This is a genomic window from Pseudomonas sp. BF-R-30, from assembly GCF_019956175.1.
GTDB classification, from domain to species: domain Bacteria; phylum Pseudomonadota; class Gammaproteobacteria; order Pseudomonadales; family Pseudomonadaceae; genus Aquipseudomonas; species Aquipseudomonas jessenii.
On record NZ_JAHBDE010000003.1, the window covers coordinates 108,703 to 135,208 of the forward strand.

Annotated in this window: 21 protein-coding genes and 1 pseudogene; 11 read left to right on the plus strand and 11 right to left on the minus strand. The window is 49.1% G+C overall.

What is annotated here, in order from left to right:
• Nucleotides 1-37 precede the first annotated feature (37 nt).
• From KGB20_RS02215 to KGB20_RS29225, 4 genes and pseudogenes are all read left to right on the plus strand, one after another.
• Nucleotides 38-340, plus strand: coding sequence for a hypothetical protein (locus KGB20_RS02215; protein ID WP_223531927.1), 303 nt, complete (start codon nucleotides 38-40; stop codon nucleotides 338-340).
• Between the two features lie 126 nt (nucleotides 341-466).
• Complete coding sequence (locus KGB20_RS02220; protein ID WP_223531928.1) at nucleotides 467-1,048, plus strand: hypothetical protein; 582 nt, start codon at nucleotides 467-469, stop codon at nucleotides 1,046-1,048.
• A gap of 594 nt (nucleotides 1,049-1,642) precedes the next feature.
• Nucleotides 1,643-2,491 (plus strand): IS110 family transposase, encoded by an 849-nt coding sequence (locus tag KGB20_RS02225; protein WP_223531930.1) that lies wholly within the window; start codon nucleotides 1,643-1,645, stop codon nucleotides 2,489-2,491.
• 108 nt (nucleotides 2,492-2,599) lie between these two features.
• Nucleotides 2,600-2,674: pseudogene (locus KGB20_RS29225) on the plus strand (gamma-glutamyltransferase); the annotation flags it as partial.
• A 183-nt stretch (nucleotides 2,675-2,857) separates the two neighbouring features.
• On the opposite strand, the gene KGB20_RS02235 reads toward KGB20_RS29225, so the two are convergent.
• Together KGB20_RS02235 and KGB20_RS02240 are read right to left on the minus strand one after the other, a co-directional pair.
• Nucleotides 2,858-3,085 (minus strand): AbrB/MazE/SpoVT family DNA-binding domain-containing protein, encoded by a 228-nt coding sequence (locus KGB20_RS02235; RefSeq protein WP_317850880.1) that lies wholly within the window; start codon nucleotides 3,083-3,085, stop codon nucleotides 2,858-2,860.
• Between the two features lie 726 nt (nucleotides 3,086-3,811).
• Nucleotides 3,812-5,044, minus strand: a complete 1,233-nt coding sequence (locus KGB20_RS02240; RefSeq protein ID WP_223531932.1) for a glycosaminoglycan attachment site — start codon at nucleotides 5,042-5,044, stop codon at nucleotides 3,812-3,814.
• Nucleotides 5,045-5,468: 424 nt separating this feature from the next.
• Here KGB20_RS02240 and KGB20_RS02245 point away from each other — a divergent pair, with 424 nt between their 5' ends.
• Nucleotides 5,469-7,862 (plus strand): DUF4238 domain-containing protein, encoded by a 2,394-nt coding sequence (locus KGB20_RS02245; RefSeq protein WP_223531934.1) that lies wholly within the window; start codon nucleotides 5,469-5,471, stop codon nucleotides 7,860-7,862.
• Between the two features lie 108 nt (nucleotides 7,863-7,970).
• Here the strand turns inward: KGB20_RS02245 and KGB20_RS02250 are convergent, their stop codons facing one another.
• Together KGB20_RS02250 and KGB20_RS02255 are read right to left on the minus strand one after the other, a co-directional pair.
• Entirely contained in the window at nucleotides 7,971-9,368 is a 1,398-nt protein-coding gene (locus KGB20_RS02250) for a DEAD/DEAH box helicase (RefSeq protein ID WP_223531936.1), read from the minus strand.
• Entirely contained in the window at nucleotides 9,365-9,955 is a 591-nt protein-coding gene (locus KGB20_RS02255) for a hypothetical protein (RefSeq protein ID WP_223531938.1), read from the minus strand. Before KGB20_RS02255 ends, KGB20_RS02250 begins: the two co-directional genes overlap by 4 nt.
• A 104-nt stretch (nucleotides 9,956-10,059) precedes the next feature.
• Here KGB20_RS02255 and KGB20_RS02260 point away from each other — a divergent pair, with 104 nt between their 5' ends.
• Entirely contained in the window at nucleotides 10,060-10,281 is a 222-nt protein-coding gene (locus KGB20_RS02260) for a helix-turn-helix domain-containing protein (protein ID WP_038613673.1), read from the plus strand.
• A gap of 25 nt (nucleotides 10,282-10,306) precedes the next feature.
• On the opposite strand, the gene KGB20_RS02265 is transcribed toward KGB20_RS02260, so the two are convergent.
• Nucleotides 10,307-11,401 (minus strand): hypothetical protein, encoded by a 1,095-nt coding sequence (locus KGB20_RS02265; protein WP_223531940.1) that lies wholly within the window; start codon nucleotides 11,399-11,401, stop codon nucleotides 10,307-10,309.
• A gap of 111 nt (nucleotides 11,402-11,512) precedes the next feature.
• Between KGB20_RS02265 and KGB20_RS02270 the strand changes: the two genes are divergently transcribed.
• The 4 genes from KGB20_RS02270 to KGB20_RS02285 all read left to right on the plus strand — a co-directional run bounded on the left by KGB20_RS02270 (nucleotide 11,513) and on the right by KGB20_RS02285 (nucleotide 15,405).
• Nucleotides 11,513-11,800, plus strand: a complete 288-nt coding sequence (locus KGB20_RS02270) for a hypothetical protein (RefSeq protein ID WP_223531942.1) — start codon at nucleotides 11,513-11,515, stop codon at nucleotides 11,798-11,800.
• 260 nt (nucleotides 11,801-12,060) lie between these two features.
• The gene (gene istA, locus KGB20_RS02275; protein ID WP_223531944.1) at nucleotides 12,061-13,611 is read left to right on the plus strand and encodes an IS21 family transposase; all 1,551 of its coding nucleotides are present in this window, start codon (nucleotides 12,061-12,063) and stop codon (nucleotides 13,609-13,611) included.
• Nucleotides 13,608-14,351: an IS21-like element helper ATPase IstB gene (gene istB, locus KGB20_RS02280; RefSeq protein WP_223531947.1), complete on the plus strand. Its 744-nt coding sequence runs from the start codon at nucleotides 13,608-13,610 to the stop codon at nucleotides 14,349-14,351. Before istA ends, istB begins: the two co-directional genes overlap by 4 nt.
• A gap of 241 nt (nucleotides 14,352-14,592) precedes the next feature.
• Nucleotides 14,593-15,405, plus strand: a complete 813-nt coding sequence (locus tag KGB20_RS02285; RefSeq protein WP_223531949.1) for an inositol monophosphatase family protein — start codon at nucleotides 14,593-14,595, stop codon at nucleotides 15,403-15,405.
• Between the two features lie 389 nt (nucleotides 15,406-15,794).
• On the opposite strand, the gene KGB20_RS02290 is transcribed toward KGB20_RS02285, so the two are convergent.
• The 6 genes from KGB20_RS02290 to KGB20_RS02315 all read right to left on the minus strand — a co-directional run bounded on the left by KGB20_RS02290 (nucleotide 15,795) and on the right by KGB20_RS02315 (nucleotide 24,396).
• Nucleotides 15,795-16,526 (minus strand): hypothetical protein, encoded by a 732-nt coding sequence (locus KGB20_RS02290; protein WP_223531951.1) that lies wholly within the window; start codon nucleotides 16,524-16,526, stop codon nucleotides 15,795-15,797.
• Complete coding sequence (locus KGB20_RS02295) at nucleotides 16,526-19,957, minus strand: hypothetical protein (RefSeq protein WP_223531953.1); 3,432 nt, start codon at nucleotides 19,955-19,957, stop codon at nucleotides 16,526-16,528. The genes KGB20_RS02290 and KGB20_RS02295 overlap by 1 nt, the downstream gene beginning before the upstream one ends.
• A 537-nt stretch (nucleotides 19,958-20,494) precedes the next feature.
• The gene (locus KGB20_RS02300) at nucleotides 20,495-21,289 is read right to left on the minus strand and encodes a hypothetical protein (RefSeq protein WP_223531955.1); all 795 of its coding nucleotides are present in this window, start codon (nucleotides 21,287-21,289) and stop codon (nucleotides 20,495-20,497) included.
• Between the two features lie 228 nt (nucleotides 21,290-21,517).
• On the minus strand, nucleotides 21,518-22,693 hold the full coding sequence (locus KGB20_RS02305; protein WP_223531956.1) for a restriction endonuclease: 1,176 nt from the start codon (nucleotides 22,691-22,693) through the stop codon (nucleotides 21,518-21,520).
• Nucleotides 22,694-22,743: 50 nt separating this feature from the next.
• Nucleotides 22,744-24,168: a DUF2971 domain-containing protein gene (locus KGB20_RS02310; RefSeq protein WP_223531957.1), complete on the minus strand. Its 1,425-nt coding sequence runs from the start codon at nucleotides 24,166-24,168 to the stop codon at nucleotides 22,744-22,746.
• A gap of 12 nt (nucleotides 24,169-24,180) precedes the next feature.
• Nucleotides 24,181-24,396, minus strand: coding sequence for a hypothetical protein (locus KGB20_RS02315; RefSeq protein ID WP_223531959.1), 216 nt, complete (start codon nucleotides 24,394-24,396; stop codon nucleotides 24,181-24,183).
• A gap of 801 nt (nucleotides 24,397-25,197) precedes the next feature.
• On the opposite strand from KGB20_RS02315, the gene KGB20_RS02320 reads away from it, so the two are divergent.
• The gene (locus KGB20_RS02320; protein ID WP_223531961.1) at nucleotides 25,198-25,683 is read left to right on the plus strand and encodes a hypothetical protein; all 486 of its coding nucleotides are present in this window, start codon (nucleotides 25,198-25,200) and stop codon (nucleotides 25,681-25,683) included.
• Nucleotides 25,684-26,506 lie beyond the last annotated feature (823 nt).

The window sequence follows — 26,506 nt, forward strand, 5'->3', positions numbered from 1 at the left end:
CTCTCTAACGCCTGCATCTGGCCGACTTCTGCCCGTCATGACCGGCAGAGAACGGCCGATTCTGTTGAAAAAGTCGGCCATGGTTTCTACGGCAGAAAAATACGCGTTTGAGATTGAAATCTATATTTTGAGCAGAGGATTCCGGGCTCAGATTTCGCGTAGCGGCGCGCAAAAGAAGGCGTTTTCAGCGGTCAGTATGCGGGCAGTCTGGAAGGACCGACTTTTTCAACAGAATCGGCCAGAAGCAGACATTCAATTGCTAAGTGCCTACGAGATCGGACGAATCAGGGTGATTTTGAAAGCTAAAAGACAATCTGAAGATCGAATCCCGTCACTGTGATTCGATTAAGCTCAGAGCCAAGTTCTTGTTCGAGAAAACCTTTCTGCCTTAGGGGCTTATAACTGGGAAAATTGCGAACACATAAAATATTTGATAAAAACGATGCCTGAGTCCAAGGAGGTCTTTATGGCAATACAAATTGATTTTGTCTACCCTAATGAACGCCCAGACCAATGTCCCGAAGTAATGTGGGATTTACAAGTAAAGCTGGATGCTTGCGCTCAACAATTGTTTGGCAAGAGGAACCCGAGTAAGGAGCTTTTACGTCCTGAATTCGTAAAAGACGGCCCTCATGTCCGGAACACAATCAAGCTTGATGGTGGATTCGCAGAGTTGAGCCTCAACGCTGCGGGCTACTGGCCCACAGCGATCTACGAACTGGCACATGAAACCATTCACTTGCTTGACCCTCGGCCAGGCCATCCTTTGGGTAAAGGCGCTAGCTGGCTTGAAGAAGGACTAGCGGTAAATTTCTCAATTGCTATTTCTAAGGCAATTGGTGACCAGTCAATAAAAGTCAGCCATAAAAAATATCAAATAGCGAACGGACTCTTCACCAGAATTGGGGGGGATCTATTCCACAGAGCGATGGAAATCAGGAGCAGAAGCGGACACTTTAGTGACGCAAATACGTCAGACATACTGGCAGTCTCACCTGGAGTTCCTCAGCATATTGCAGAAAAACTCGTCTCATCTTTCTATTCTTGAGCTCGTCATACTAGTGTGCCGGTAGATGGGGATGTATTTAAAAATGAGCAAGTCGAAAAATTCCGCATTCAGCGGACCAAGAGAAAAGTGGTCGCTCAGAAACTTCCACCATTGGCCCGCGTCTGCCGGATGCTGACCGACCGCAATGGGTAGATTCTGTTGAAAAAGTCGGCCATAGATTCCACGACAGAAAAGTACGCGCTTGAGATTGAAATCTTTACTTTTAGCAGTGGATTCCCGGGTTCAGATTTCGCGTAGCGGCGCGCAAAAAAGGCGCTTTCAGCCGTCAGTATGCGGGCAGTCTGGAAAAACCGACTTTTTCAACAGAATCGGTAGGTTGCGGCCTGTCAGGAATGGCAGCAACCGACCCATTATAGATAGTCCGTCCCGCCTTCACCGATACTGGTAACGGTTGGCAGGTAGCTGTCAGCGAGGGTGGAACATGCACCTGTAGACTACGAATAAAACGACCCAAACGCATGACGTTTGCAGCTTTAGTTTCGAGTCTACAGGTGCGCTTGCGCTCGATAACGAATACTCAGGGTTCGCCGTCGCACCGGCTCACTATATTGCCTTCGCTGAACGCAAGCATGCATGTCCCTATCAGCTATATTATCGCTTGCGGAGGTTCGCGTGACAGCGTCCTTGAGTCAGCACTTCACAGCCTATGTCAGCATCGATTGGGCCGATACCAAACATGATATTTGCCTACAGGCTGGGGATGACAATCATCGCCAGTTCGACTGTATTCCGCACCAGATTGATCGCATTGATGAGTGGGCCAAGGCATTGCATCTGCGCTTCGGTGGCCCTATCGCTGTAGCTCTGGAGTTGGCCAAAGGGCCTATTGTGTCGGCTCTGCTGAAGTATGATTTTTTCGTGCTGTTCCCGATCAATCCCTCGACGCTTGCCAAATATCGCGTGGCGTTCAAGCCGAGTCGCGCCAAGGATGATCCCACCGATGCGGAGTTGGCACTCGATCTATTGCTTCGCCATCCTGAACAGTTCACCGCGCTCAGGCCGCAGAGTGCGGGGATGCGCTCGCTGCTGAGCCTGATCGAACAGCGCCGGGATCTGGTCAACGACAAGACGCGTTTTACTAACCGTTTATGCAGCACCCTCAAGCAGTACTACCCGCAGGCACTGGACTGGTTTGAGCAGCGAGACACTCTGTTGTTTTGCGATTTCCTCACTCGCAGGCCGACACTCCTGTCAGCCAAACGGGCGCGTAAAACCACGCTTGAGGCGTTCTTTTATGCCCATAACGGGCGTCGCTCCACATTGATCGAGGCGCGTTTGGCGTCGATCCGTGCGGCATCTGCGCTCACCGAAGATGCCGGCATAATCGAGCCTTGCCGCTTGCACGTCCTCGCGTTGGTGGAGCAGCTGTGGAACCCACACCGGCTCATCGAACCGCAGAAGTCGAGAGCACCAAGACGATGATCGATCGGGTCGAAGCGCAGTTCGACATCAAGCCAGAGCGCCTCATTGGCGACACCGCTTACGGTACAGCGCCGATGATCGGCAGAGAACGGCCAGGAGCGAACGGTCAAGCCGGTCGGCAACAACCGCTTCTACGATGCAAATGACCCGCGACGGACCACTGGTTTATCGCTTGGCTACTAAACTAATAGCGTTCTGACTGAGAGACTGGTTTGGCGGCGATCAGGTGGTCCCGCCATATTCAGTTGCGCAGAACTTGCACCTTTAAAGTCGGCCGCAAATCCAGTCGCGCGGGCTGCTTTCAAGACGCTGTACTCTGAGTAAACCAGCTGGGAATTTAGGTTGTGCACCGGGGTAGGGCAGAGTTCAGGGAGATGGCGATGTATTGCGCTTCGGCTCCAGGACAATCGCGCCATCTACCACCTCGATGGTCAACTCGTCCCCAAGGCCTAAACCTAATTTCGCAAGCAGTTCTGGCGGCAGATCTACGATGACGTCGCCAGTTCCATCTGCGGCTTCCTGGCATTTGACTGTCCAGCGTTCGCTTTCGCTCATAAACGTTTGACTCTCATTCCATCGTTGGAGACGTTTCATTATGCTCGTGCTGAGTTCTACTCGGACGAATATTACCCGCTGGTCATCGACGGTCGCTGCCTGTCGCGAAAGGTCCAAAGCAAATGCCGAATCAAGAGGGTGCCCTATGTTTGGGTAATTGCACTGACTTGACCAGCTGTTTGCATACGACCTGACCAACTGTTTGCATGGGACTTGACCAGTTGAGCTTCTAACCGTAATCGACCAGCAATGGCCATCAGCTGCATTTCCCCTGTGCGGATTCAGATTCTTCAGCAGCTCAACGTATGTGGTACTCAAGGTAAGCTGCTGCAGGAGTTACGCCGGCTGGTATGCTTCGCTGCATGGATGCGGAACCGGTCAAAGGCGATGGCTCAGCAGCGGACTCCAGGACATCAGATTGGACGTGAGCTGGCAGAGCAGCGTGCCGATTGATGAGAAGGTCAATTGAGTGATGGATAAAGGAATGTTCACATCATTCGTGAGCGCCTTGAGGCGCTCAATGAGGAGACGTTGGCTGAAACGATGCGAAACCTTTCTAGTACGTTACACAGCTGCATCCAGCGGCCAAGCGCTCCATGCTCATGTCGCCAACTATCTGATCAACGCCGAACACCGGGTCATTGATGTGGTGCCCATATTGGCTGATCGTACGGCCGAGGTCGAAAGCGCCCAGATTAGGATCGCGGGGTTCGAAGCGCGGTTCGACGTCAAGCCGGAAAACTTCCGCGCAGGCGCAGTTTCACATCAACGACCAGGTGGTATTTCTCCTTCTTCGAAAGTGGTAACAGACATGATCTGTCGGTACATCAAAAAGTCATCGGGACAGATGATTTTGTATTCGCCGTTCTCTTTGAGCCAGAGCTGAGCCACCCTTTCATGGTTGAAAACTGACGGGGCGAGAGGTTTCTTGGCGTAAGGGTTATGAAATACATACAAGCCATCAAGAAGATGCTCTTCGTATCGATTCGACGGTTGCTGTCGACGTTCAGGGTGGATGCTTCCTTCGACGGGATGCAGTGTAGTGAACACTGCCGGGATCCCTGTGTTTTTTGCGAGAGCCCGGATCTTCCCCCATGTGGCGACCGGCGAAAAGATGATCGCACTTATGTCTGCATAGCTATCGTCTAAAAAAATGCCCATCGGGACCGTGCTGCCATTGGGCTTGATCGCGCTCTGGACATGATACTGACCCAAATGCTGCTTCCCATCCTCCTCGTAGATGTCGGACTCATCAATGTAATGGCCATACAGCGCGGCCATGATCGGTCGGTTTACCGCCATGTGGGCATATGGGCGGTCAAACGCGGCCAGGCCGATAACGAATGGCAAGTCTTGAGACTGGGGCAATTTAGAGTAGCGGCTCTTGTATTTCTCGTGCTTTGCCGAAATGCTGTTGCAGAGCCTCAGTGCTGCTTCGTGGTTTAGCTCCCCGAAATCTTTCGGTATTGTTTCCTGGGCATCAAATCCAAAAGCTGGCTGCCCGTCGACGGCAGGCTTGGCGATTGTCGCTTCGATGGTTAAAGGAATCGGGCCGGTGACGACGAAATCTGGGGCGTCGAAACTCATGTCCGTGGTGCAGCCTAGCTCCTTCAAAACTGCGTGCAGGTATAACTCCCACATCGCTGCTTCGAATGTGAGTTGAAATTCGTCGACAAACTTGCCATCACGATCCGTGAATCCTTCGGCCCACCTGTTGAGAACCTCCCGCTCTGGCGCATGACGGTTCCTTGATATCAGCGTAAATATCGGATGGAGCCGATCCTTGCTGAATTTTGCCTCGAAAAGATTGAGCATTTGTCCTACGACCCCCGATGAACGAAGACACGGTGAGGCACGCATTTTAAGCCAGGTGATCTGCGGAGCCCGTTTTTTCGTGATCTTTGGGGTATAAAAGGGATCGAAGACCATCCTACCCTGATGGAAACGCTGAGCCATTATCTTTCGCTCATGGTTAAAAATCGTATCGGTGAAATCCATCCCGCTCGATCAGAGCGAGTGCAACGGAATTGCCGGTACGGGTGCAAATGGCTGGTCAAGTGAAGTGCAACGTTGAAGCGTTATGAAACTCACTTTTACGACTTGTTAATCAACGCGGTTAACAGTGTAAAAAACAGGTTTACACGATTCGGTATACCCGCTTGAGATTTGCCAACCTATACCAGGCAATCAACCAGTCCTGAGTGGTTGGCTTCGAGTAGTTTCTCCAGCGTGCTTGCGTAATCGCGCAAGAATATGCGTTTTAATCTGTTCAACCGTGGACGAGAGTACGGGGGCTAGCTATCGTCGATAGTCATCATTCATTTTAAAGGAGGCCGCCCGGTTAGGCGCCGTGATCTTTAGCGTCCACCTGACGATGTGAAGCGGGTCATGTATCAACCCTAGCCTCTGGAAACCTCTATCAATGGACCAACAGACCCACGAAAACCACTATGTACCAATCTGGTACCAGAAGCGTTTCCTTCCAGCGCCTGGAGCGCAGTTTTTCTATCTTGATCTGTCACCCACCATCTATCGGAATGGCCCCGGAAAATCGCTCTCCAAACGCGTCCCGAAGAGCAGCTTCAAAAAAACTGACCTCTACACTACCTGGCCTGGTGGACAGCCCAATGATGAAATCGAGCGTTTGCTTTTTGGAGAAATCGACAACTCCGGAGCCGTTGCGATTCGCCAACTGGCTGGTGGTCAGCCAGAAGAGGTTCATGATGCGTTTACGCCTTTTTTTGAGTACCTAGGTGCACAGAAGTTACGTACACCGAAAGGTCTAGATTGGATCAATGCGCACTACTCGCAGCTTGATCAGCTCGGGCTAATGAGAGAAATGCAACACCTGTTGACACTGAACTTGACCATCTGGAGTGAAGGGGTTCGCGAAATCGTCTCCGCGAAAAAGTCGGACGTTAAATTCATCATTTCCGACAATCCTGTCACCCTTTACAACGCTGCCTGCCCCCCAGATGCGCCGACATGTCGCTACCCAAATGAGCCGTCCGTGCAATGGAACGGGACGCAGACGATTTTCCCTCTAGATGCCGAGCATTGCCTAATCCTTAGCCACCTCGATTTCGCGAAGCAGACAGACGGTGTCGACCTGTTAGCCGAGAGACAGAATGCCCGCAACTTCGGAAAAAGTCTGGTTCGAACGGATGCATGGATCCGTTCCAGGTCGCTGTCCAGAGAGCAAGTGCTGGCAATCAATTACCTTCTAAAATCTCGCGCCTGCAAACATGTGGCAGCGCCTGTGGAAGATTGGCTCTATCCGGAACGGGAATACGCCGGAGATTGGGGCAAGATCGGGGAAGTGCTTCGCCCACCAGCTGACGAGCTTTGGCATTTCGGCGGGGAAATGTACGTTGGTTACCAGGATGGCTCTACCCACTATCAGGACCCTTACGGGCGTACTTCAGGCAGCCATGAGTACCTGAAGAAATCGCCTCCCTCAGAACCCACCGATGATGAAGCCGAATGCGGTTGCGGTAGCGGGTATTCGTTTACAGCGTGTTGCAAGGATATTCCTGAAGCGCATCGGCCTACCTGGTCTGTTGCAAGCATTCGAGAGCGGAACCTAATGTTCGTCGGCAAGGTGAAAAACATCCTTGGACTGGACAACGGCAAAAGCTGGAACGACGTGCGCGCAGAACTCAACGACGAGCACGTCACGCAAATTTATCGGTGCCTTCAAGCACTGTGGCCAGCTGATACAAACTTCAGGGAGCTTTGGCCGCGGCCGGACCCTCGGATTTTCCGGGCGGTTTACATGGGCTGTATCGACCCTCGCACTGTGGTTACCAGTGTGCTCAGTTGGTCCAGCTACTTCGACGAGGTAGTTTTACTCAACCCGTTTATCAATCCGGCGTGTGTACGCCCCGAGTTCAGCCCTGTCGAAAATCCGTCTCAACACCGGGTACAGACCCTGAAAAATGTAATGCTCCTACTGGAGCTTGAGCCCTTCATTCGGGCCGGTATAGTTCATTTTGTTCCTGACCCTGGGGAGGTGGAATTCGCTTTTGGTAAAGCGATGCGGGACATGGCTGAATCACGCGTCAGTGATGCAGGGGACTTTCACGACGACACCGGTATGTTTAGGCTGCTTGCCGAGGACGACACTGAGCGACTGTTCTCACGACTACCACTTGACTCTATCAGCAGTATCATCCGCAAATCGTCGCCTCATCTTAATATTGCCGCTGTCGATGAAATGGCGCGAAAGATCAAGAGGCTTAGGGATGATGACCCATTGGCGCTGCTTCAGCCGACTCAGCCTGGAAAGGATCATAGCCAGCTCATGGCGTTTCGCTGTGCACCGCTTGAACTTTCGATGTTCCTGGCGCAAGTGACCGGCGCCGCAATATTTACGGACCTTCCGATTTTCTGGCGGCAGTTGCATGCCGCAACGCAAGCTCAACCTACAGCTGCATGCTGGCTGCCGTTTACAAATTTGACCGAGCAGTTGATCTTCTCCCTGGCAGAGGTGCCGCACGAAATCTATCGAATGCGGACATCTGTAGATTTAGCCAATTTCCGAGCGGTTTTTAGATCTGTATCAAAGTTGCTTATCGCGCCTGAGGGCGAGATTGCAGGCCAAGTTGAGCAGCTTGCAAATGACACTGGTGTTGCCTCTCTGGTCGCTCAGGATTTTTGGGCAAAGGAATGTCCCGCTGCTTTTACACGACGACTCAGAGTTACGATTCCCGATGAAGGATTTGCCTATGCCAGTGTGCAACGCCAAGTCCTAACCTACGGACATGAGGACGCACTCAAGACCGTTCCACTGGCTCTGTTGATAGAATTGCCATAAAAACTGTTTTTCGAATGTGGCAGCTTTTTCTTGCGTACGATCTGCTCAAGCGGTTGGGATCGATCTGTAAACGATGCCCCCTTTTCCGTTGTGCTCTGGAGCCTCTCCCTACAAATAGGCTAGCAATTGCTGCCTGAAATGCTGGGAAAAGCTCACCTGGTAGCTAGGTCCAGATGCGCCCACGCCCAGTGAGACGATGTTTGTAGGGGCGGCACCGATGAATTGCTGATCTTCGCTTTCAATGTTTTTACCCAGGCCATTGTCATTGCCAACCGGGTCACTCATTCCTAGTTCTGAGCTGAAACTGAAAGCTGGCATCTGCATATCATTTAGCACCGCCAGATCATCCGGCAAGTCTTCTGCAATTCGCTCGGCAAAGCCTTGCAGCGTCGGCTCCGCTAGCATGAATAACCAAGCCTGATTATCCGATTCACCTGTTCGTCGAAGCACTCGTCCTAGCACTTGCCGATAATGCAATTCGGTGCGGATGCGGCTGAGATAGCAGCACACTTGCAGGCGTGGTATGTCGGTGCCTTCACTGATCATCCCAACGGCGACAATCCAACGACAAGAACTTTGCCTGAATGCATTGATCACTTGCTGAGCATCAGGAGTTTTGTTGGTAACGATGCGGCAAGCTTCCCCTCTGGCATTCAGGGCTTGAGCAATTTCTTGAGCGTGCTCAATGTCCGTGGCTACTACCAAACCCGCGGCATCCGGCTTAGTCTCGCGAACCTCTCTCAGCTTGCTGCAGCCAAGATCGAGCAGTTGAGCGATCACCTCATCATGCCGAAGCAGTTCTTCGTAGGTGATTGGAGATTCTCCCAAGAGATTGGCAATGCTGGGAAACACCCTTACGGAGCTATCAGCACCTGTTTCCTCAGTGAGCTTGACTTTCTTATTGTCGAGTAGGGTAATTCGAGGAGAGCGACAAACACCGTCTGCAATTGCTTCTTTTAGGCCATAGCGGTAGTCGCAGATCAAGCGCCCTTCGGGTGTGGAGTATCTTGCCAATGCGATGGCTCGGTCATCAGAGCGCCATGGGGTTCCGGAGAGGGCCAACGTAAAAGCAGCGCGATCCTGTATTCGGTGTAGGATCTGCTGTCCCCAAGCGTTGCACAGCAGCGGATCATGGCCAGCACAGTGGTGGATTTCATCGAAGACCACGAGCACACGATAGTCATCAAGAAGCTGCCAGAAAGCTTCATCTCGATGTTCCATGGCTTGGTAGGTGAATGCCGCACCCGCGGCACCGATCCGACCATCAAGGCGCCTGCCAAGTACGGCAGCAAAGGTTGAGCGAAAACCCTCCACAACCTGGCAGGACGGCGCGAAGCACAAAACTAGCTCGATTCTATCTTGCTCGAGCAATCGGCTAGCCAACTCTGCCGCCATACGCGTTTTGCCGGCGCCAGGCGTTGCCTGGCAGAAAAAATGTGGCATGACAGTAAAGTGAGCCAACGCCGTGTCGATGCATCTGTGTTGCCAGTCTCGGAGCCTAATCATTGTGTGGCGACAAGCGTCTTGAGTGTTTTCTCGATCGCGCGGAGATGGCCCAGCAAACGCGAACTGCGGTCTCTCGCTTCTAGATACTCGCTCTCGACCTTGTCACGCAGATACGGCATCTCATCCAGAAGCAGCTTGTACCGCTCCGCCTCGCCCATCGAAGACAGGAAGTCCAAACGGATTTCTTTATGGAGCGATTCTAAACGCTGATCTGAACCGCTCGGAGGGGCTAGAGGTGCGGCCGCATCATCGAGCATTAAAGGCTCCTGGTGTGGTTCCGGCGCAGTTTTAAGGCTGTTCTCAAAGCCGTTATCGATAAGCTCCAACTGCAAGTGGGCCGGAATGGGTTGTAGGTGGTAGACCTGTCCCCGCGCAAGACGCTCTTCATCGTGTGTGAGCCAGCCAATGCGTAACATTCGGCGGATCTGCTCATACACATAGCGGCGCACATCACCGATACGAAAAGTCATGCCATCCAGGCGTTTGGCATACGCATCACGAAGTTCCCGAGTCGTAAACGTAGAATGCCCTTCCTCGTGAAGCAGCTCATACAGACGCTTATCGAAGATATACGAGGCAGATTTCATTGAGGCACCAGAAGAGTTAACGCAAAAGAAATACGGATTATAATCCGTGGCTCCTGCGTCCGCAAACACACGATAGTGCCGCCTCATGTGAAATTGAGGCGGGCATGGATACGTTGGCGAAAGCGTTAGGGGAACTCATTCGGGCGCAGAGAAAGGCCCGCAGGGTTTCTCAAGATGCATTAGCGCTAGCCTGCAACATCGACCGTAGCTATATGGGGCGGATTGAGCGTGGCGAAGTAAACATCACGGTTGAGAAGCTGTATCGCATCGCAAGCGAGCTCGCTTGTGATCCATCCTGCCTATTACCTCAGCTGTCAGAGCTGTAGATTTGCATTTAATCAGGAACTGCTCTCAAGAAGGCTTGAGGTTGCCACCACTGTCGTCTCGCTTCGTGCACGCGTGCTGTGAGAGGAAGAGCTGAGCCGGCGGGAAGGGTTCTGAACGTCCTTCAAGAATACACTTCCAACCCCAGCTCCGAAATCTAGAGGCGCTCTCAAAGTCTTCGATAATTTCCGGTGAAATATCCTTAATGTCAGGCCTAAGCTCAAATCTTGGTCTCATGGCAAACTCAACGTCCATCCCCATTTTTCCGTGAATTAACCGGTGCATAACTTTGACGCGCTGAGGCCATTCCAGGCTTTTCCCTCTGCGGCTTTTATTTTGATAAACCATTGCGTTCAAATAAGCTGAAGCTTGCACGTAGTCACTGCTCGCCATCGAAACTTTTAAATGAGGTAACACTCCTAGGGGCAATATATGTTCAATAACCCAATCTAAGAATGGAAGTGCTATATGACGAGACTGCAGTTCAATTCCAACCATTAAAAGCACGTTATGCAAAGTATTTACCGCTTTTACAGCCGAGGAGTCGCGATTTTGCTGAATTGCTTCAAGAATTAAGCAAATGAGACAAGCTACACTGTCGAGACTGGCACGCTTTTCAAGCTTATCTAACATACGCTGTGTGATAGGTTCGCGTTTCGAATACGCACACAAACCTGAAAAGCCTGACGAATAGACCGCCTCTTGCACATCGACACTAAGTTTTCTCATGTGCGTGTCTAATTCGATATCCTTCTTAGCTACATGTCGCATTATTTCCCAGAGAGGATGTTCCACTTCTCGAGTTGAACCAGGCGCAAGCAGCTCAACGCGTTTGAGCGTTTTCGATTTCGGCGTATTGAGGTCGTTGTCGTAACCTTCCCACTTACTTCGATAATGTCGAATGGTCCCATTACTGTTTCGTTGGAACGACTCCTTTTCGAAGTATTTCTCCAGAGCATAGGCGGTCGACAAGTGAGTGCGCTGCTTCAGCCCTTCGTACCAATAGCGAGTTCGCATCGAATCAATCGGACTTCGTAGCGGCGATTTTTTTTCACTTGAAAAATTCCGCATCTCATATGGAAACGTTGCGTAGATTTCAGCTATCCGTTGAAAATCAGTCATTTACAGCGGCCTCGTGAAAGTCCGTACCGTAAAAAATGTAGAAGTCTTACGGCTGGAAGGCAAGAGTTTCGTTTATTAACATTAAGCGTGACTACACGGGACAATCGCGTCATGCGAGAAGACATTGAGATAGAGGACCTCGCCTCCGAATTGGAGGACGACCTTGTGGACCGTTACGGGCTTATGCTCGGAAGCAGTGCGCTGTCGCGGGAGTTGGGCTACGCATCGAATGAGGCATTTCGCAAAGCCAAACAGCGAGGGCGAATCGAGGTGCCATTATTCGATGTGCCAAACCGGCGCGGTTCCTTTGCGTTATCGAAAGAGGTGGCTACATGGATTGCCAAGCAGCGTTTGTCGCTTGCGAAGCTGCCGGATGGAATGCAAGAAGAGGCTCAATGAGGTGATCGATTTGATCTGCTACAGGAAAAAGAGGCAATGATATGAGAGCTGACTGAACCCTAATACGGTGGTTCTGGAGCACAAAAAAGCCCGGGGTTGGCGCCCCAGGCTTTTTTTGGTTATGTCAGGTTTCGACGCCAAGACAGTGCCATTCTGTGTTCCCTTGCGTTCGGCGTCAAGCCGGCCAAACCCCGTTCATCTGTAAATTTCACACGGCGCGATTTGTGAGGCGTTCACACGCCTGTCGCGGGGGAGCAACGATGAAACTACCAGTAGAGAAACAACGCGAGGTGTTGCGCCTAGTGGGTGATGAATCGCTGTCTAACCGAGCCATTGGCCGATTAGCGAAGGTATCTCACAATACGGTTCTGGCACTTCGAGATCAACTAAAGCAAAGTGGCGAAACCTGGGAGAGTCTCAAGATTCTCGACAACAAGATGCTCACTGCTCGGCTATACAGCGACGTAAAAGAATCAGTTAATAGAAAAGCTTGTCCAAGGTGGTTACATATCCACGAACAGCTTCAACTATCTGATATGACACTGGAATTGTTATGGCAGGAGTATCGGGAAAATGAGCCTCTGGGCGTTTCTTATGCTCAATTTACACGTCTCTATAAGGCTTGGCTAAACACCCAAAAGATCAGCATGAGACAGATACACTTGCCAGGCGACAAGATGTTCGTCGACTTTTGCGGGCGAACGATGCCTATAACAGACCCACTGACAGGTGTTGTCAGCAATGCTCAAATTTTCGTCGCTTCATTGGGAGCCTCGGGGTACACATTCGCTACAGCCGTTTCAAGTCAGACGACTCCGGATTGGCTTCGTTGTCATGTGCGAGCTTTCGAATTCTTTGAAGGTGCACCAAAATTTGTGGTTCCCGATAATTTGAAGGCGGCAGTACTTAAGACTACACGTGACCAAATTATATTGAATCGTGCGTACTCCGAACTTTCAGAGCACTACGGCGTAACTGTTACGCCAGCTAGGCCTCGAAAACCTAAGGATAAATCATTGGGTGAAATAGGCGTTCAGATTGTTCAAAGGTTCGTGCTTGCGAGGCTTCGCACACGTACATTTTTCTCATTAGAAGAACTCAATGAGCAAATATTTCACTGGATCGGTGTTTTGAACGAGAGAATTACTCGAACTTATCCAAAAAGCCGGATGATGCGTTACCTTGAGATTGACTTGCCAGCTTTGCAGCCACTACCTGAGAAAAGCTACAACTACAGCCAATGGGTTTACCACGTCCGCGTGGGCAGGGATTACCACGTTGAGTTCAATGAGCATAATTATTCGGTCCCTTATCACTTCGCAAACCAGATCGTAGACCTGCGCGTAAGCGATGAGTGGCTTGAAGTCTGCTTTCAACGGCAAATTATCAGCACTCATCGTGTAGAACACAGTAGAGGGTTCAGCACATTAAGAGAGCATTTATCTCCCAACCACGGGCACTTTCAGGATTCCCAACCTGAAATGTTATTAGTATGGGCAGAGAGTGTCGGTCCGGAAACTTTATTTTACGTCAAAAAAAATCTCGAGGATCGTAGGGACTTCGCCACAGGGCTCCGGGCTGTGGCTGCACTTAGGCGCGACGTACGTAAAGGACAAATTTTGTCATCTCGGTTGGAGTCGGCTTGCGCTTACGCCAACTCGTTGAACATCCTGAGCTCAGAACGCCTGCGATCAATTTTACGTAACGAGTCTGATCTGCGCCCTTCGTTCAGAGTTTCAACACCACTCATCGAGCACTCAAACATTCGCGGCGCTCAATATTACGCCACGCAGGGAGATGAACCGGTATGAAACAATCAATGAACACTTCTCAGGGGTTGCTGAGCCTTGGTTTGTCGGGAATGGCAATGGCTTATGAGCGCCAACTGGAGGAGCCATCCCTGCTCAAACAGCCTTTCGATACAAGATTGGGTCTGATGATGGAGGCAGAGACATCCCAACGCGAGACCAGAAAAATTGAGCGATTGCTAAGAGCAGCCAAGCTGCGCGAGTCGGAAGCAACCCTTGAAAATATTGAATTCAAAGCCAGTCGGGGGCTTGATCGCAATGAAGTCATTACTCTGGGTGAATGCGAATGGTTGCGACGTCGACAAAACTTAATCATCACCGGTGCAACCGGTACCGGAAAAACCTGGTTGGCTTGTGCTTTTGGAAATCAGGCTTGTCGATTTGGCAAAACTGCGGTCTATCGCACCGCCATAAAATTATTCGAAGAAATATCCCTGTCGTGTGCGGACCACACGCTCCCGAAACTGCGGCGCCAATTGATCCGAGCCGAGCTCTTGATCATTGATGATCTTGGTATTGGAGGCATCGATGCACAGCTTGGCCCTTTTCTCCTGGATGTTATTGATCAACAGGCTCAAAACGGCTCGTTGCTAATCACCAGCCAATATCCAAAGGAGAAATGGTACGACCTGTTCTCTGACCCAACGATTGCGGACGCCATCCTTGACCGAATCGTGCACAAATCTCATGTCATTCAGCTCAAGGGTGACTCTATGCGCAAGGTCAAAAGCCGCAGGCGCTAAGCCTTTCGCCAAGTGAGGATTGGTGTCTGGCGGTGGGCGCGTCAAAAGCGTTGCGGCCTGTGATGTCCAATACACTGGTCAGATTGAATGCAATTGGTCAGATCGAATGCAAACGTCAGGTCAAATGGCATGCAACTACCTGTTTTATAGGACGTTTCATGGATGAAGCCCGTGTGCCCACGACCTATAATGTTTCGGCTGCGCTTGAGGGATTCTGGCAGCCGTCATTTTTCGGAGCGTTATGGCTAGTCAAAATCTTTCAAATCTCCTCGCTCAAGTCACCCAGATCGTTGAACGCACAGGCGTTTTGCTCTCGAAGGAGTGGAATCGTGCGGATGGACCCCGCGGCCACGGCGACAAGGCCTTAGTTGACGTAGAAATCGAAGATATTTTGAGGCCTGAACTTCTCAACCTACTTGGGTGCGATTTTTGGGGTGAAGAGACGGGGCACTTGCTCACCGGGCATGCCTGGTGTTGGGTTGTAGACCCAAACGACGGCACAAGTGATTTCTTGAAGGGGCTAAAGGGGTCTGCTCTGTCGGTGGGTCTGCTGCATGAGACTATCCCAGTGCTCGGGGTTGTGTATGCCCCTGTCACTCCTGAGGGGCTTCCAGATTGCATCGGTTGGGCAGAAGGTGTTCCACACTTGATTCGCAACGGCAAACCAGTAAGCGTACGTCTTGCTGATAAAAAGCTCTCGAAAGGCAGCACAGTAATGGTCAGCGCCGCGGCGGTGAATAAACCGGAGCACAATCGTGAGCTGTGCGCACCGGCGTTTTTTCATGCAATGCCGTCAATTGCATACAGACTAGCAAGAGTCGCCATCGGCGATGCTGTATGTGGTGTCTCGCTCTATCCTGTCTCAGCTCATGACGTCGTAGCTGGGCATGCGCTATTGAGAGGTGCAGGAGGGGTGTTGTTGGACGAAAACGGAGTCTGTATCCGTTACACGACAGAGGCCGAAATGGCGACTGTATCGAAACGATGCTTCGGCGGATCACCTTCAGCGTGTCACAAATTAGCAACTCGTGAATGGGAACGAGTGCTTCGATAACATTCTTTACGAAAGCGCCGCGGCGTGTTCCGAGCACATCTACATACCGCGTTTAGTGTTATCAACGCTTCGACGTTCCATTGTGTGCGAAATTGCACTCCACTTGAATACCCGTTTGCGTTCGTCCTGACCAGTCATTTGCATTGACCAACGATTGCATCAGATTTGACCAGTACGCTTTGCAAACATCACCGACGGAGAACGGCCAAAAGCAGCAAGTAGGATGCGTCAAAAAACTAGAGGTGATTCGTACGTAGCTTGAAGATTACCGTTAGTGTCATTTTTACCCTACTTGACGGTCAGGCCACACTAAAATTACGCCCAATGCCCTAATCGGCGACACTGGGCGCGCTTTTTCAACTATTTAAATAGGCCTGCTTTAATGAGGTTTAGTGTGCTCCAAATGTTCGTTCAAGCTCCATATCAATTACACGACTAATTGCCTCGGTAGCGCTTTCTCGATCTTCAAACACAGCCACTAATCCACGCCACTGCTCGACGTATTTGCCCGAGCGTCTGAAAGCTGCTGCATCAAACCCAATCAAACCGATCTTCGCTGCAGATCTGTTGATTAGCTCATCAAAATAGTAAGGCGGCCAGTCATTATTGACAGCGAGTTTAAAGTTTTCTAGAAACAGATCACTATCGCCAGGGTCTTCAGTCGCAAATTTCCAAGCAGCGGTTAAGTTTTGAATGATTTTAACTAACTCTGCTAAAAGCGCATCACATCCTTTGCTCCAGTCTATCGGGTCGCCACTATTTTGCGCGTGCCAAATTGCAATGTCTCGAATTTTTTTTTCATTTTCTCTAGAAGTGGGGGGCAAATTATGGCTCTGTTGTGTACGCAGATAATTTATTATGTTTTTCGTTTTGCTATGTAAGCTAAATTTTTCGGGGAATGACGACCGCAATATACCGGTTAATTGTTTTTCTGCTACGGGGAATGCCTCATTTATAAAGACATAACCCCACGCAACTAACCTGCAGAAGTAAAGCTCATCTTTGGGGGGGGCAGGATGGGGGACAGTTATTTCCTGGAAAACTTCCGCACTGCCAAATCCATTTCGAATATTAGTTGCAAGCTCAACCGTCAGGTCCGAGATGTTCTCAAAGCTACTCATCAGGAATGCCTCCAGTAGGAGGTATCTGCGATCGGGCCTCTATAGTTGAAGCTGATAGCAAAAGATCGCACAGTTTTACCTAATGCAAAATCTCGTGTCGAAAAGTCACTCTCCTGCATATCAATGTCTTGATCAAGACCATCAACTTTTACCGACCAGCGCCCAGGCGCTAATGCTCTGACTATATGTCCAGAGAAGCTGATAGGCTTCCCATTTGAGTCAGTAACGGTATGCCTGATAGTAATCCTTTTTGATTCAATATATTCGGTATCTCTAGCAAGCTCCCTCCAGCTTCTAACGGCGTCACTTACATCGCCACACAACCACATAAAAACAGCTGCCAAGTATCGCATCTGCGGGGGCAGATTATTCCCCTCCGCTGCCTGCAACTCAAATATTAGAGATTTGATTCGTTCGCGCGTTTTTTGCTCGTAAGGCAAGGGTTGCCTAAAGCCTCGAAAAATCCATTGACGAGTAGCTCGAAGCCATTCCATTGATATTAAAAGCTGTATTGCGCGAGCATCTAAAGCTACTTTCTTTTTTGCTGACTCAAGATATTCCGCAACATCCGTGGCTTTTTTAATATCGCCATCGGTAACTTCCTCTATACTATCAGGGCGCATGGGGGCAATAGCCTTCGCCCGCAAATAATACCCAAGTGAGGACCCGCTTTGCTCCAGGGACAAAAATGCTTCATCACTCAGAGCTTGGTCTTCCAGTATGTCAGCGGCAAATAGCTTCTGCCTATCGTATAAAGATTTTTCTTTGCGCCCTAAGCTTGTGGGGTCTACAACATCTAGAGTGGCTCGAATATCTGCCTGCAACTCAGCCTTTTGTATATCATCGAGTTTAGTTGCTTTTTTTAGTACGCCAATTGGCACCCATAGAGCGATATCTAAAGGCTGATAGCTGAAAGCTTTTCCTATAGCGATACGCGCAGCTTCTCGGGCAGCACAATAGCTCGCCCAAACTTCATCTTCCCGAACTGCGCTGTCAATTGCCAGAAAACCATAAGTTGCTGCACGCTCTGTGAACAAAAATTCTCTAGTGCGCTTAGCGGCATACAGTTTTGAACTGCTTTCACTATCGATTGCAGACAGCGTATCATTTACAGCACTTGATGCTTCGGCCAAGACTAGTGTCTTAAGCTCTATGTCGATTTCATGATCATGTGTTCTGATATACGCTCTTCTTAGAGCAGATTCTTGGAGCATTAGCCTTGCATTAAGAACGCCTTTTTTAATTCTTAGATTTGTAAGGCAGCGAGCTATCTCCAAATAACTGTCTTTATAGCGCTCACCAACCGGTCCGTCACTGCCCATCGCGTAAACTATATCGACGGCAAAGTGCGCTTCTTCACCACCTTCTGACCCCGCACGATAGGCATTAGATAGCAGTTCTAGTATATATTTTGCTTCGGTCGAAGGCGATCCCAATCGCCTGTTGCAAACCAGTTCCGCTTCGATTTGTAGTCGCGAGCTAATTAATAACTCGCTTTCATCTTGACCGCCATAGTGCCAGCGGAATATATCCTGGCCCTCGAAAACATCGCGTATAAGTTCAAGGTCGATTCCATCAGAGTCTTTGCCACTGTAGGCGGTTACGGCTCTCAATAGAAGATTGATAGGGACCGATCTGTACAATCGGGATACTGCCATTACATAGTCAATTACCCTCGCCGCGGGAGATTCGTACTCGGCCTCCTCAGAAATTTGATTGTCAAAAAAACTAGTAGTGGATTCTGCATAACCAGCTTTAACTAGCGCCAAAGCTAAAGAGCTTAAATTTTTGCGAGGCCTTGGTTTTTCTCCCTTTATACGAAGATAGGTTTCAGTCAAGCGTACTTCACGACTAAGACCATCCGCTATTCCACTTCGGCTATCTGGGAGGCTCCAGTAAAAACGAGCTAGTGCGTGATCAGAAGCGGCATCAAATTTTGAGTCGAGTTGCGAAAATGATCGTGCAAGACTATTCAAAAGCCCCTGTTCCTCATTAGTTAATGAGGTGGGTGCATGTATGTGATAGCTTGCTTTAGTTTCGATTTTATAACTGGTGCCAACAATAACTACTTTGTGACCGCTGCTTCTAAGCGCCTGCAGCAGTTCGTCATATCGGTGAGGAGGAGAATTTGCATCGATCAATATAAGCGTAACTGCTGTCGTACGGCCCATAGCTTCTAGGAAAGGCGCCATTTCAGCCGCCTGCGGTATCCGTTGGCCACTCACCATCAAAACTGCCGCCTTTTCTTTCTCTCTTGCAGTGACAGCAAGACGGCCCAAGGCAATGGTCTTACCAACTCCAGATTGCCCATGAATAATTATGGCGTCTTTTTGTTCGTGATGACGATTAAGTGCTTTAGTTACCTTTCCACGCAATACAGTTTCAAAATTTCGTTCAAAAGCGAATCCTCGCCTGACTCCTTCAACTAGAGCCTTTTCTCCAATGTTGGCACCATGAAAACTCTGAAATGCTACTCGCTTCAAGTTTTCTGAAAACGGTTGTAAAAAGCCAGTCCAGGAATTATCTACAATAGATGCAATTGCCTCTGTTACCAGTCGTAGGCGGGGGCTTACGATGAAGTCCTCACCTGTGCTTAAAGTAATTAGCTCCGGGTCGTCCCAGTGTTGCTCGACCTGCAATAAACCGTTATACAACGCAACAGTATAAGCTTCACCGAGCGTCCGCTCATCACGAACAATTACTCCCGCTTCAACCAAGCCATCAAAATACTCTTGATCATCCTCATTTAAGAATTTTGGTGACTGTCCATACCAAATAACTCCGGACTTTGGCGCGGTGGAAAGGGAACTCAATAAGTCTTCAGCTCGAAACCAATCTTGGTCCGGTTGATAGCCATCTATCAGTATCAGCCCAAGTGCAGTTGCACTTTCCGTCAAGTTTAGCAGCATGGAAGACGTATGTTTTGCTCGTCGCACCGCTAGTTCTTTTTTATTTCTTGGCGGATCCAGCTCTGGTACGCCAACACCAGCCCGTCCATAAAGATAGAAAATTGGAGGTCTGCGGGCACTGCGAATTTCAGTAGGGGCAGGGGTGCCCACTAATATGGCCTCTGGTTGCCTGCCATTTGTACTGAATAAATTTGATAGGGTTGAATCTATCGACGATGTATATATAGCACTGAACGCAATATCTGCAACGCGTAACATACCCTCAGAAGGGGATCTACGGGAGTATCTTTCAGCGACCCAAGTGTACAGAAGACTTTCGACTGACTCTCTGGAAATCAGGTCATTCCAACCGTCACCCTCTCTTCCAGACTTCCGCAACGTCTGCTTAAGGACGGGATCGCCTTCGGAGTTTGTCCAGCCAAAGTTTTGCCCTAAAACAGCGACTAGCGGAACTCTATCAGCGAGAGCCGATATTAGAATCGTCTGCGGATCTGTTTCATCAATTGCAGGCGCATTTGTCATATTTTTCCCTAAACTTTTAAATGTGCTACACGTATTCGAAAGAGGCTTACTGCGCATCCACGGTCTAATCCTACCTGTCTATAAGACCATGCCATGGTCAAGATTCCACTTCACGGATCCTACCCTATCTTCTCACGCTGGTGGAGGGTAAAGCGGTGTCTAGGAATAGCACAACACCCTTTTTGAGACGCCTGAAACAGCCTTTCTGACTTGGCAAATTACCCCGGCCTCCATCGCCTAACCACTCCATAAGTCAGATAACCTTCTCCAACGCAAGTACGCCAATAAATTCAAACCGTTGGGCACTAGGCTAACGGCCACGTCCTGATTGACCGCTATTGGCCGATTTATGCCTGTTGGGAGGGGCAGAATCCGACCCATGGCAGACGATATTGACGTCATGATCACTCCTTGATGTCATCCCCGCTAGCGCTGGTCTCGCGACAGGGGTGTCTGTCAGCGGGCAAATATTCTGGGTAGGCAAGGATCGGCGTTGGCTACAGCAGAACTTGTGAGTGGCTACGCATTTATCCTCTATTACTCCGAAGGTTGATCCAAATTAGACTCCTGAATTTTGTCAAGAAGGTTTCGCAGGTCCGCAAGCTCTGACTTGTAAAAAGTCTTTTTGTAATAGCGTTTTACCCATTCGACTGAGCCTTCCATGAAATGCAGCTTGTTCTTCACATCAGCCAAGGCGTTTGTGGGGAAAAAGACTGTGAACGCCTCACCAGCCTGAAGCGCCAGCTTCACGTGTTCCTCAATTAAAGCCTTCAGCGTTGGCTGATCCAAGAACGGACCGCAGTGCGCGCCCAATCCTTTGGGCGCTAACATCTGAAATCCCTTGTAAGTCGGGTGAGCAGCGAGTTCGCAAAACTGCTTGTACGCAGCTTCACGTTTCTTTTCGGTGAAGCCTTCGTGTTTATCCAGAGCAATCCGAATCGGAGCAGGACCAAACACCTTCTGGCGCGTTTTCTCGTCCGCCATACGCCATGTGGTGATTTTCTCGGGGTGAATTCGTAGATAGGTGATCAGGAATACCGTTTCTAGTAGGTCGCGCTGAATCATGGCTGCTGTCTGGAAGTAACCTCCTGTTATCAAACGAAACGCAGACGCCAGGCCGTTGAACAAGCGGATACCGAACAGTTGGATTGTTTCCTGGTCAGAGCCATCGGCTACATGTTCACGGACGAAGAACTGAATCAAATTCATTGCCCGTTCAATCAGGTCGACATGGGCAGATAAGTCTTGGTCCTGCTCGATGATCTCGATGGCCTTTATCCAAAGGGATTCTTCGCCATTGTGGAGGCTTGCTAGGTTCTCAGGGAGCTTCATCAACCGTGCCCTCTATATGTATGCGCAGGATAGCAGTAGAGCGTCGTCAGGCTATATCTGTCGGTAAAGCGGCATGGCTCGCCGGAAATCTCTTCATCGGCGGCAGCGAGGTGCAACGTAGAGAAGTAGTTAAGATTATGAACCCAAAGCCAGGCAGCGACATTCATATTCTCGATCGCAATGTTCAGCTTGCGGGTGTCATTACTCTCACTGAGGTTTCACCAATAATTAAGGATTAGCTATTAATGGCGTGATTGTTAGTGATGCTGTATCGATTGGTAGCCATTTAGGTTCGCCTTCGTGGATAACAAACTCATAGTATGTTGTGGTCGGATCATCGCTTGAAATCGTCATGGGGTTACCAAGTCGCATAGTAATTAATACCCCTCCACGCCCTACGACGCCATCTGGGATATTGGATAGGTCAACTTCTTGCTTGGGCATTGATTCGCACATTGTAAACTCAGTTGCATCTTCCGTGCAGGACGCACTTAGAGGTGTAATAGCCCTTTCAATAATGTTCTCTAATATTATCGGGTATTGTTTACCCCTATCAATCTCGAGCCCACTTTCAAGCCGTAAATAATGCATGTTGAAGTTGATTTCGTTTATTAGGTAGGGAGTACACCCTGATAAAAATATTGCTGTGGGCTCCTTGAATATTATTTTGTTTGCAAAGCTGCATGGATTGTTTGTCCAAAACTTTGTATCTTGAGCTTGCCAGGTTTCAAGTAATAGTTGCGATAGGTTCTTTACAAATTTTTGTCTGGTGAAAATCATAGCACCGTCAGGTAACTCTTCTTTGGTATAACGGTACAAATCTAAATCAGCGTCAAAATCCATTTCATTTTGTTTTATTTCTATATTTGAGATCTTCGATTTCAGAAGGTTTATAGCTTGGCACTCGAATCCTTGCTCTGCAATTAACACCCCACCTAGATTTATGTCCACAGGTCGTGAGCCATGCATATGGATTTTAAATTTAATTATTCGTCCGGTGTAGCCGAAATCATCGTCATTTGATGGGCGAATTATGAATAGGTCTACTCCTTTACTTTTTGCATAAATTTCTGCGCCGGCCTCAAAGCCCACAGTTGTTATGACGGCATACTTGTCGAGTTTTAAATCTTCCTTTTTGGCCACAGCAATATCAATTATGTCGCCATCAACTTTTTGAGCCCAATATTTGCACTCAATACCAAGCGTAATGATGTGTGGGTTAAAACCAAATGTCACGCGCACGTCGACTTCACGATTTCGTCCTGACGCGCCTTTGGACCTAAAATTGCGCTCGACTTGAATGGCGGTGCTGCTCTTGGAGTACAACTTTTTCACAAACTCTTCAAATTCTTCCCAGTTTTCAATACCCGCAATTTTTGAAATTATTGTTTTGTCGTATTTCATTACATTGTCACCTTCGACGAATTTTTATGTGGAGTTTGATACGGTTGTTCTCACAACTTTATTTCGTTCAGCTCATAATAATTTATCGTCTTGTCGACTTGATCAAATCTTGCTTGGAAGAACCTGAATGTGCTACGACTGTGAACATCGCAAAGCTTCTTGATTTTTTGCATTATAGCTATCTTGTCACTGTCCGAAGTCTTAACTCCAAATATTATGCCCTCAAGACTTTTGAAGTTGTATTTTAGGGTCCGATCTGATGCGTTTTGTAAATTGTATGAACTCGGGTGGAGGATGAGCCTGTATTCGTTTTCGTGTTCCCAGACTTTGAGCTTTGAAGAAGTTGCGTCATAAAATGATTTCCAGTGTGCGTCGCGTGTCTGCTCATTCATGTTTTGAAGCCAGTCTATCGAATTGCTAATATTTCCAAGCTCGTCGCAATACCAGAATTTCTCGAGCGAGCTAGTGCTGGCATTCCCTAGAGATTCAAAAAAATTGATAGGTAAGTGCTCTGCATTGTAAATAACTTTTCTGAATTCAATGTTTTTTTGTTGTTTTATTATTCCCTCGCTTCCGGTTCCGACAGGAGCAAGTAATTTTATTTTGAAAGTTTTGTTGCTTGTTTCGACTCTAAATTTTAAGCAAACGCCTTTGTGATTATCTCCGTAACTCCCCCAGATGGAGGAGTTTTCGCAGTTGGTCATAAAGCACGCTGTGTACCAATTTGGATAGGTGAGGGTTTCTAATGCTTGGAGAAACGCAGAGGGAAATCCCACTAGAAGGAAGTCCATGTTGCCTGAAACTTTTTTCTTGTTTTCAGCCGCTTGGTACTGTTTTTGTAGCCACATTTGGTTAGTGTTAAATACAGTCCGTGTGAAAACATCATCCTCTACTCGATGAGCCTGCGTTGCTCGGTCTTTTAAGAATGGTATTGCGGTATTTTTGAAAAAACTCTCTCTGTCTTTTTCGAAATTCGTCAGAAAGCTCAGTCCCGGCCAAGGCATGTTATTTGCTTCGAATGCTCTATGCACGCAATAAAGCATGTTCTGGTGCAAGCTAAATAGATGCGCTGATAGTTCGTCTCGATAAATCTGTCGAGTAGTTAGGCATTCTATATATTCGGCCATTAAATGGTTTGAGAAGAAGAGCTCGTATACGCTGTCAAGTAGTTTGCGACCCTCTTCATTGGCGACGCTAAGGCTGTCTGGTATTGTTACCGTCTTGTTGAGAGTTGGCTTTTCTCCGAAGATGTAGAGGTCGAGAGCACGGTGGGTAAGGCAGAACAAATAATGTTTGAATAAGTTTTTCCAAACGATTATATCGCCTGACCAAAATATCTCTAAATAGCCTTCGAGAGGGTCATTTAGTTGGTCGGGTGGTGCAAAGTATATTTCTGTATTTTCAAGCTCTCCAGGCCTGGCCTCGTCTCCAAGTAGTCGGGATATGGGTCGAAATCTGTATAGGAAATTTTGCATGTCGATCATCTGTTAACCGATATCCCGTTTCTTTAGGCGAGCCAAACCTTGTGCAATATGGCCTGCATTTTCACCAATCGTTTCCAGCGCCCCGCGGACATTGCCCCCAACATCCTCCGAGCCCCGTTGCTCAACCCAAAGCGTAAGCTCCATCAGGGCAGCCTCCAGGGCCAGTTGGTTGTGGTAGATCCTTTCTAGTACGTCTGACAGCGAGTAATCGTTTGGCATGGTGTCGACTCCTTTCGAAAACAAGCATCAAGGATAGCAGCGACAATGCCAGACACCCGAAGCGCGGGGAGTTTGCTTGATTTTTTGCTGAAGCATCACACTCTCTCACCCTTCGATACCTCCACATTGCTGGGTTAGGATGAGCACTGTTTCTTTTTGTCACTCAGGAAGTCTATGGACGTCAGTAAGTTTCGACACGGTAAACGCGTCAGCATACCGAGAGAAAAGGTAGTGCAGCGCCGGCCTTGGGAAGAATCCTACGGAACGGTGGTAGGAAGCGTTAGCCCGGATGGGGTATCGGTTAGGCTAGACGGTGAATGTGCGACGATCATTAGGCTCCGACCAGGAGACCTGGACGACGAATAGGTCGACTCTGGTCTGCGTGGACAACCAGAGTGTCCACGTTGCTCGCGAGCTTATTCGGAAAAAGATAGAAAATATCCCATATGTCCCGAGGGTTACGATCAAAGCTCAAGGCATGCTCGTGGGGCGGGCTGATAGGAAATCAACTCAAGGTTTATGTGGTTGAGTCTATTAAAATCTATGAGCATGTCCTGTTAGCCCTATGCAACAAGGATTTTAACCAGTCGTGAAGGGCCGCTTCTGGCCGGTTTCGGCCCGTCTTGATAGGCAGAAAACGGCCAGGAGCGGACGTTTAGAGCAACTAGAATAAATTCTGGTCCTCTTTTTCTTCTTAGCACGACACCTAAAAAGTCCATCAACCGGACGCCCAAATGCTACGCTTTTGGGCTCCCTCCGCTGCGCTCCGGCGCCGGTTATGTCCAACATTAGGAGTGACGGATGCTTAAGAAACTACTTATTGGAATCTTTACGGCAGGAGCTGCGGCAGCTTCGCCTGCAACCACTCACCACGTCTTTGGCAACAACGTCTTTTCGCTGGACGCTCCAGCAATTTTCACGCGCAACGCTGGGACAGAGACGTTCCAGTTGGTAGCAACAGACGACCTCGCTGCAATTACGGCCACTGCTTACGCAAAAGCCGACGGCTCACTGGACGAGTTCTGCGATTATCGCTTCTCGACTGTCGAGGATTTCTATAGGGCTATCTCAGGGCCGCGTGTATTTCAGGCCGCTCAAGCCTCAGGCAAGACTCAAGAGTTTGAGGGCACTTGGCCCGGCGAGAGCCGACCCACCTATTATGTCGTTTCGTGCCTTCAGACTGGCAATGCATACGTCTCGCTAAACATAGTCACTACGAGGCAACATTACGCAGCCTATCGCGCCCAGTACGATGCAATGCTTGAGTCCATCCGGCCCGGCACCTAACAATTCTAGGCCGACGCGCGCTGCTCGCGGACTAAACCCCACCAAAACGAATGTCTGCAACGGGTCGGTCCCCGTCCTTCGCCACAGGCAACAACGCCAAAAACGGACAGTCCCGTCCGAAGCCGTAAGGGCATCATCTCGAGTTCTGGCGTGCCGATGGTTTTAGAAATTAGCCCAGAAACCTCGACAGTTATAACTGGATAGCGCTGCGCATTGCTCGTTATGTGTACAATTAAATTTAGTCTTTTGCCGCAGCACATCTAGTTCAAATGGTGATGCCCTGGCTGCGAGCTCTACTAAATGAGTCCTCCCTCAAGGCGTTCGATTTAAGTGATGCTCTTACAATTACCTTCAAAAATATTTCGGCTCAGCTAACGAAATAGATGGATGCGTCGCCCCTCATTCCGTGATGGCGCTTTTAACACATTCAGGTGTGGATTCGCAGTGATCGTCCCTCTATAAACGGTATGAAATTCTCACTCATGCTACCTTTTGTAACACCCATTATAATTATACGCAGAGTAACTTATTGCAAAATATTTTAGCGTGCGAGATTGACGACTGTGAGTTTCAAACTACTATGAACAACAAAAGCTGCGCAGTGCCTAAGAGCATAGCCACTACAGCCATAACCCCATTGATTGACCACAAATAAGGCCGCGGTAATGAAATCCAATTCGGCGCATGTAGCGCTTTACAGCACGAGCGAGTAAAAAAACATCATTGAGCTATATTCTTGCAGGGTATTCCGCCAGCATGCGTATGCTATTACTTTTCTAGGGAAGTATGGAATATAGAGTATATCTACATCTTAAGACCGACC

Excerpts from the sequence above, each read along its gene's own strand:
- KGB20_RS02215 (WP_223531927.1), top strand. The coding sequence starts at position 38 with ATGACCGGCAGAGAACGGCCGATTCTGTTGAAAAAGTCGGCCATGGTT.
- KGB20_RS02220 (WP_223531928.1), top strand. The coding sequence starts at position 467 with ATGGCAATACAAATTGATTTTGTCTACCCTAATGAACGCCCAGACCAA.
- KGB20_RS02225 (WP_223531930.1), top strand. The coding sequence starts at position 1,643 with ATGTCCCTATCAGCTATATTATCGCTTGCGGAGGTTCGCGTGACAGCG.
- KGB20_RS02235 (WP_317850880.1), bottom strand. The coding sequence starts at position 3,085 with ATGAAACGTCTCCAACGATGGAATGAGAGTCAAACGTTTATGAGCGAA.
- KGB20_RS02240 (WP_223531932.1), bottom strand. The coding sequence starts at position 5,044 with ATGGATTTCACCGATACGATTTTTAACCATGAGCGAAAGATAATGGCT.
- KGB20_RS02245 (WP_223531934.1), top strand. The coding sequence starts at position 5,469 with ATGGACCAACAGACCCACGAAAACCACTATGTACCAATCTGGTACCAG.
- KGB20_RS02250 (WP_223531936.1), bottom strand. The coding sequence starts at position 9,368 with ATGATTAGGCTCCGAGACTGGCAACACAGATGCATCGACACGGCGTTG.
- KGB20_RS02255 (WP_223531938.1), bottom strand. The coding sequence starts at position 9,955 with ATGAAATCTGCCTCGTATATCTTCGATAAGCGTCTGTATGAGCTGCTT.
- KGB20_RS02260 (WP_038613673.1), top strand. The coding sequence starts at position 10,060 with ATGGATACGTTGGCGAAAGCGTTAGGGGAACTCATTCGGGCGCAGAGA.
- KGB20_RS02265 (WP_223531940.1), bottom strand. The coding sequence starts at position 11,401 with ATGACTGATTTTCAACGGATAGCTGAAATCTACGCAACGTTTCCATAT.
- KGB20_RS02270 (WP_223531942.1), top strand. The coding sequence starts at position 11,513 with ATGCGAGAAGACATTGAGATAGAGGACCTCGCCTCCGAATTGGAGGAC.
- istA (WP_223531944.1), top strand. The coding sequence starts at position 12,061 with ATGAAACTACCAGTAGAGAAACAACGCGAGGTGTTGCGCCTAGTGGGT.
- istB (WP_223531947.1), top strand. The coding sequence starts at position 13,608 with ATGAAACAATCAATGAACACTTCTCAGGGGTTGCTGAGCCTTGGTTTG.
- KGB20_RS02285 (WP_223531949.1), top strand. The coding sequence starts at position 14,593 with ATGGCTAGTCAAAATCTTTCAAATCTCCTCGCTCAAGTCACCCAGATC.
- KGB20_RS02290 (WP_223531951.1), bottom strand. The coding sequence starts at position 16,526 with ATGAGTAGCTTTGAGAACATCTCGGACCTGACGGTTGAGCTTGCAACT.
- KGB20_RS02295 (WP_223531953.1), bottom strand. The coding sequence starts at position 19,957 with ATGACAAATGCGCCTGCAATTGATGAAACAGATCCGCAGACGATTCTA.
- KGB20_RS02300 (WP_223531955.1), bottom strand. The coding sequence starts at position 21,289 with ATGAAGCTCCCTGAGAACCTAGCAAGCCTCCACAATGGCGAAGAATCC.
- KGB20_RS02305 (WP_223531956.1), bottom strand. The coding sequence starts at position 22,693 with ATGAAATACGACAAAACAATAATTTCAAAAATTGCGGGTATTGAAAAC.
- KGB20_RS02310 (WP_223531957.1), bottom strand. The coding sequence starts at position 24,168 with ATGCAAAATTTCCTATACAGATTTCGACCCATATCCCGACTACTTGGA.
- KGB20_RS02315 (WP_223531959.1), bottom strand. The coding sequence starts at position 24,396 with ATGCCAAACGATTACTCGCTGTCAGACGTACTAGAAAGGATCTACCAC.
- KGB20_RS02320 (WP_223531961.1), top strand. The coding sequence starts at position 25,198 with ATGCTTAAGAAACTACTTATTGGAATCTTTACGGCAGGAGCTGCGGCA.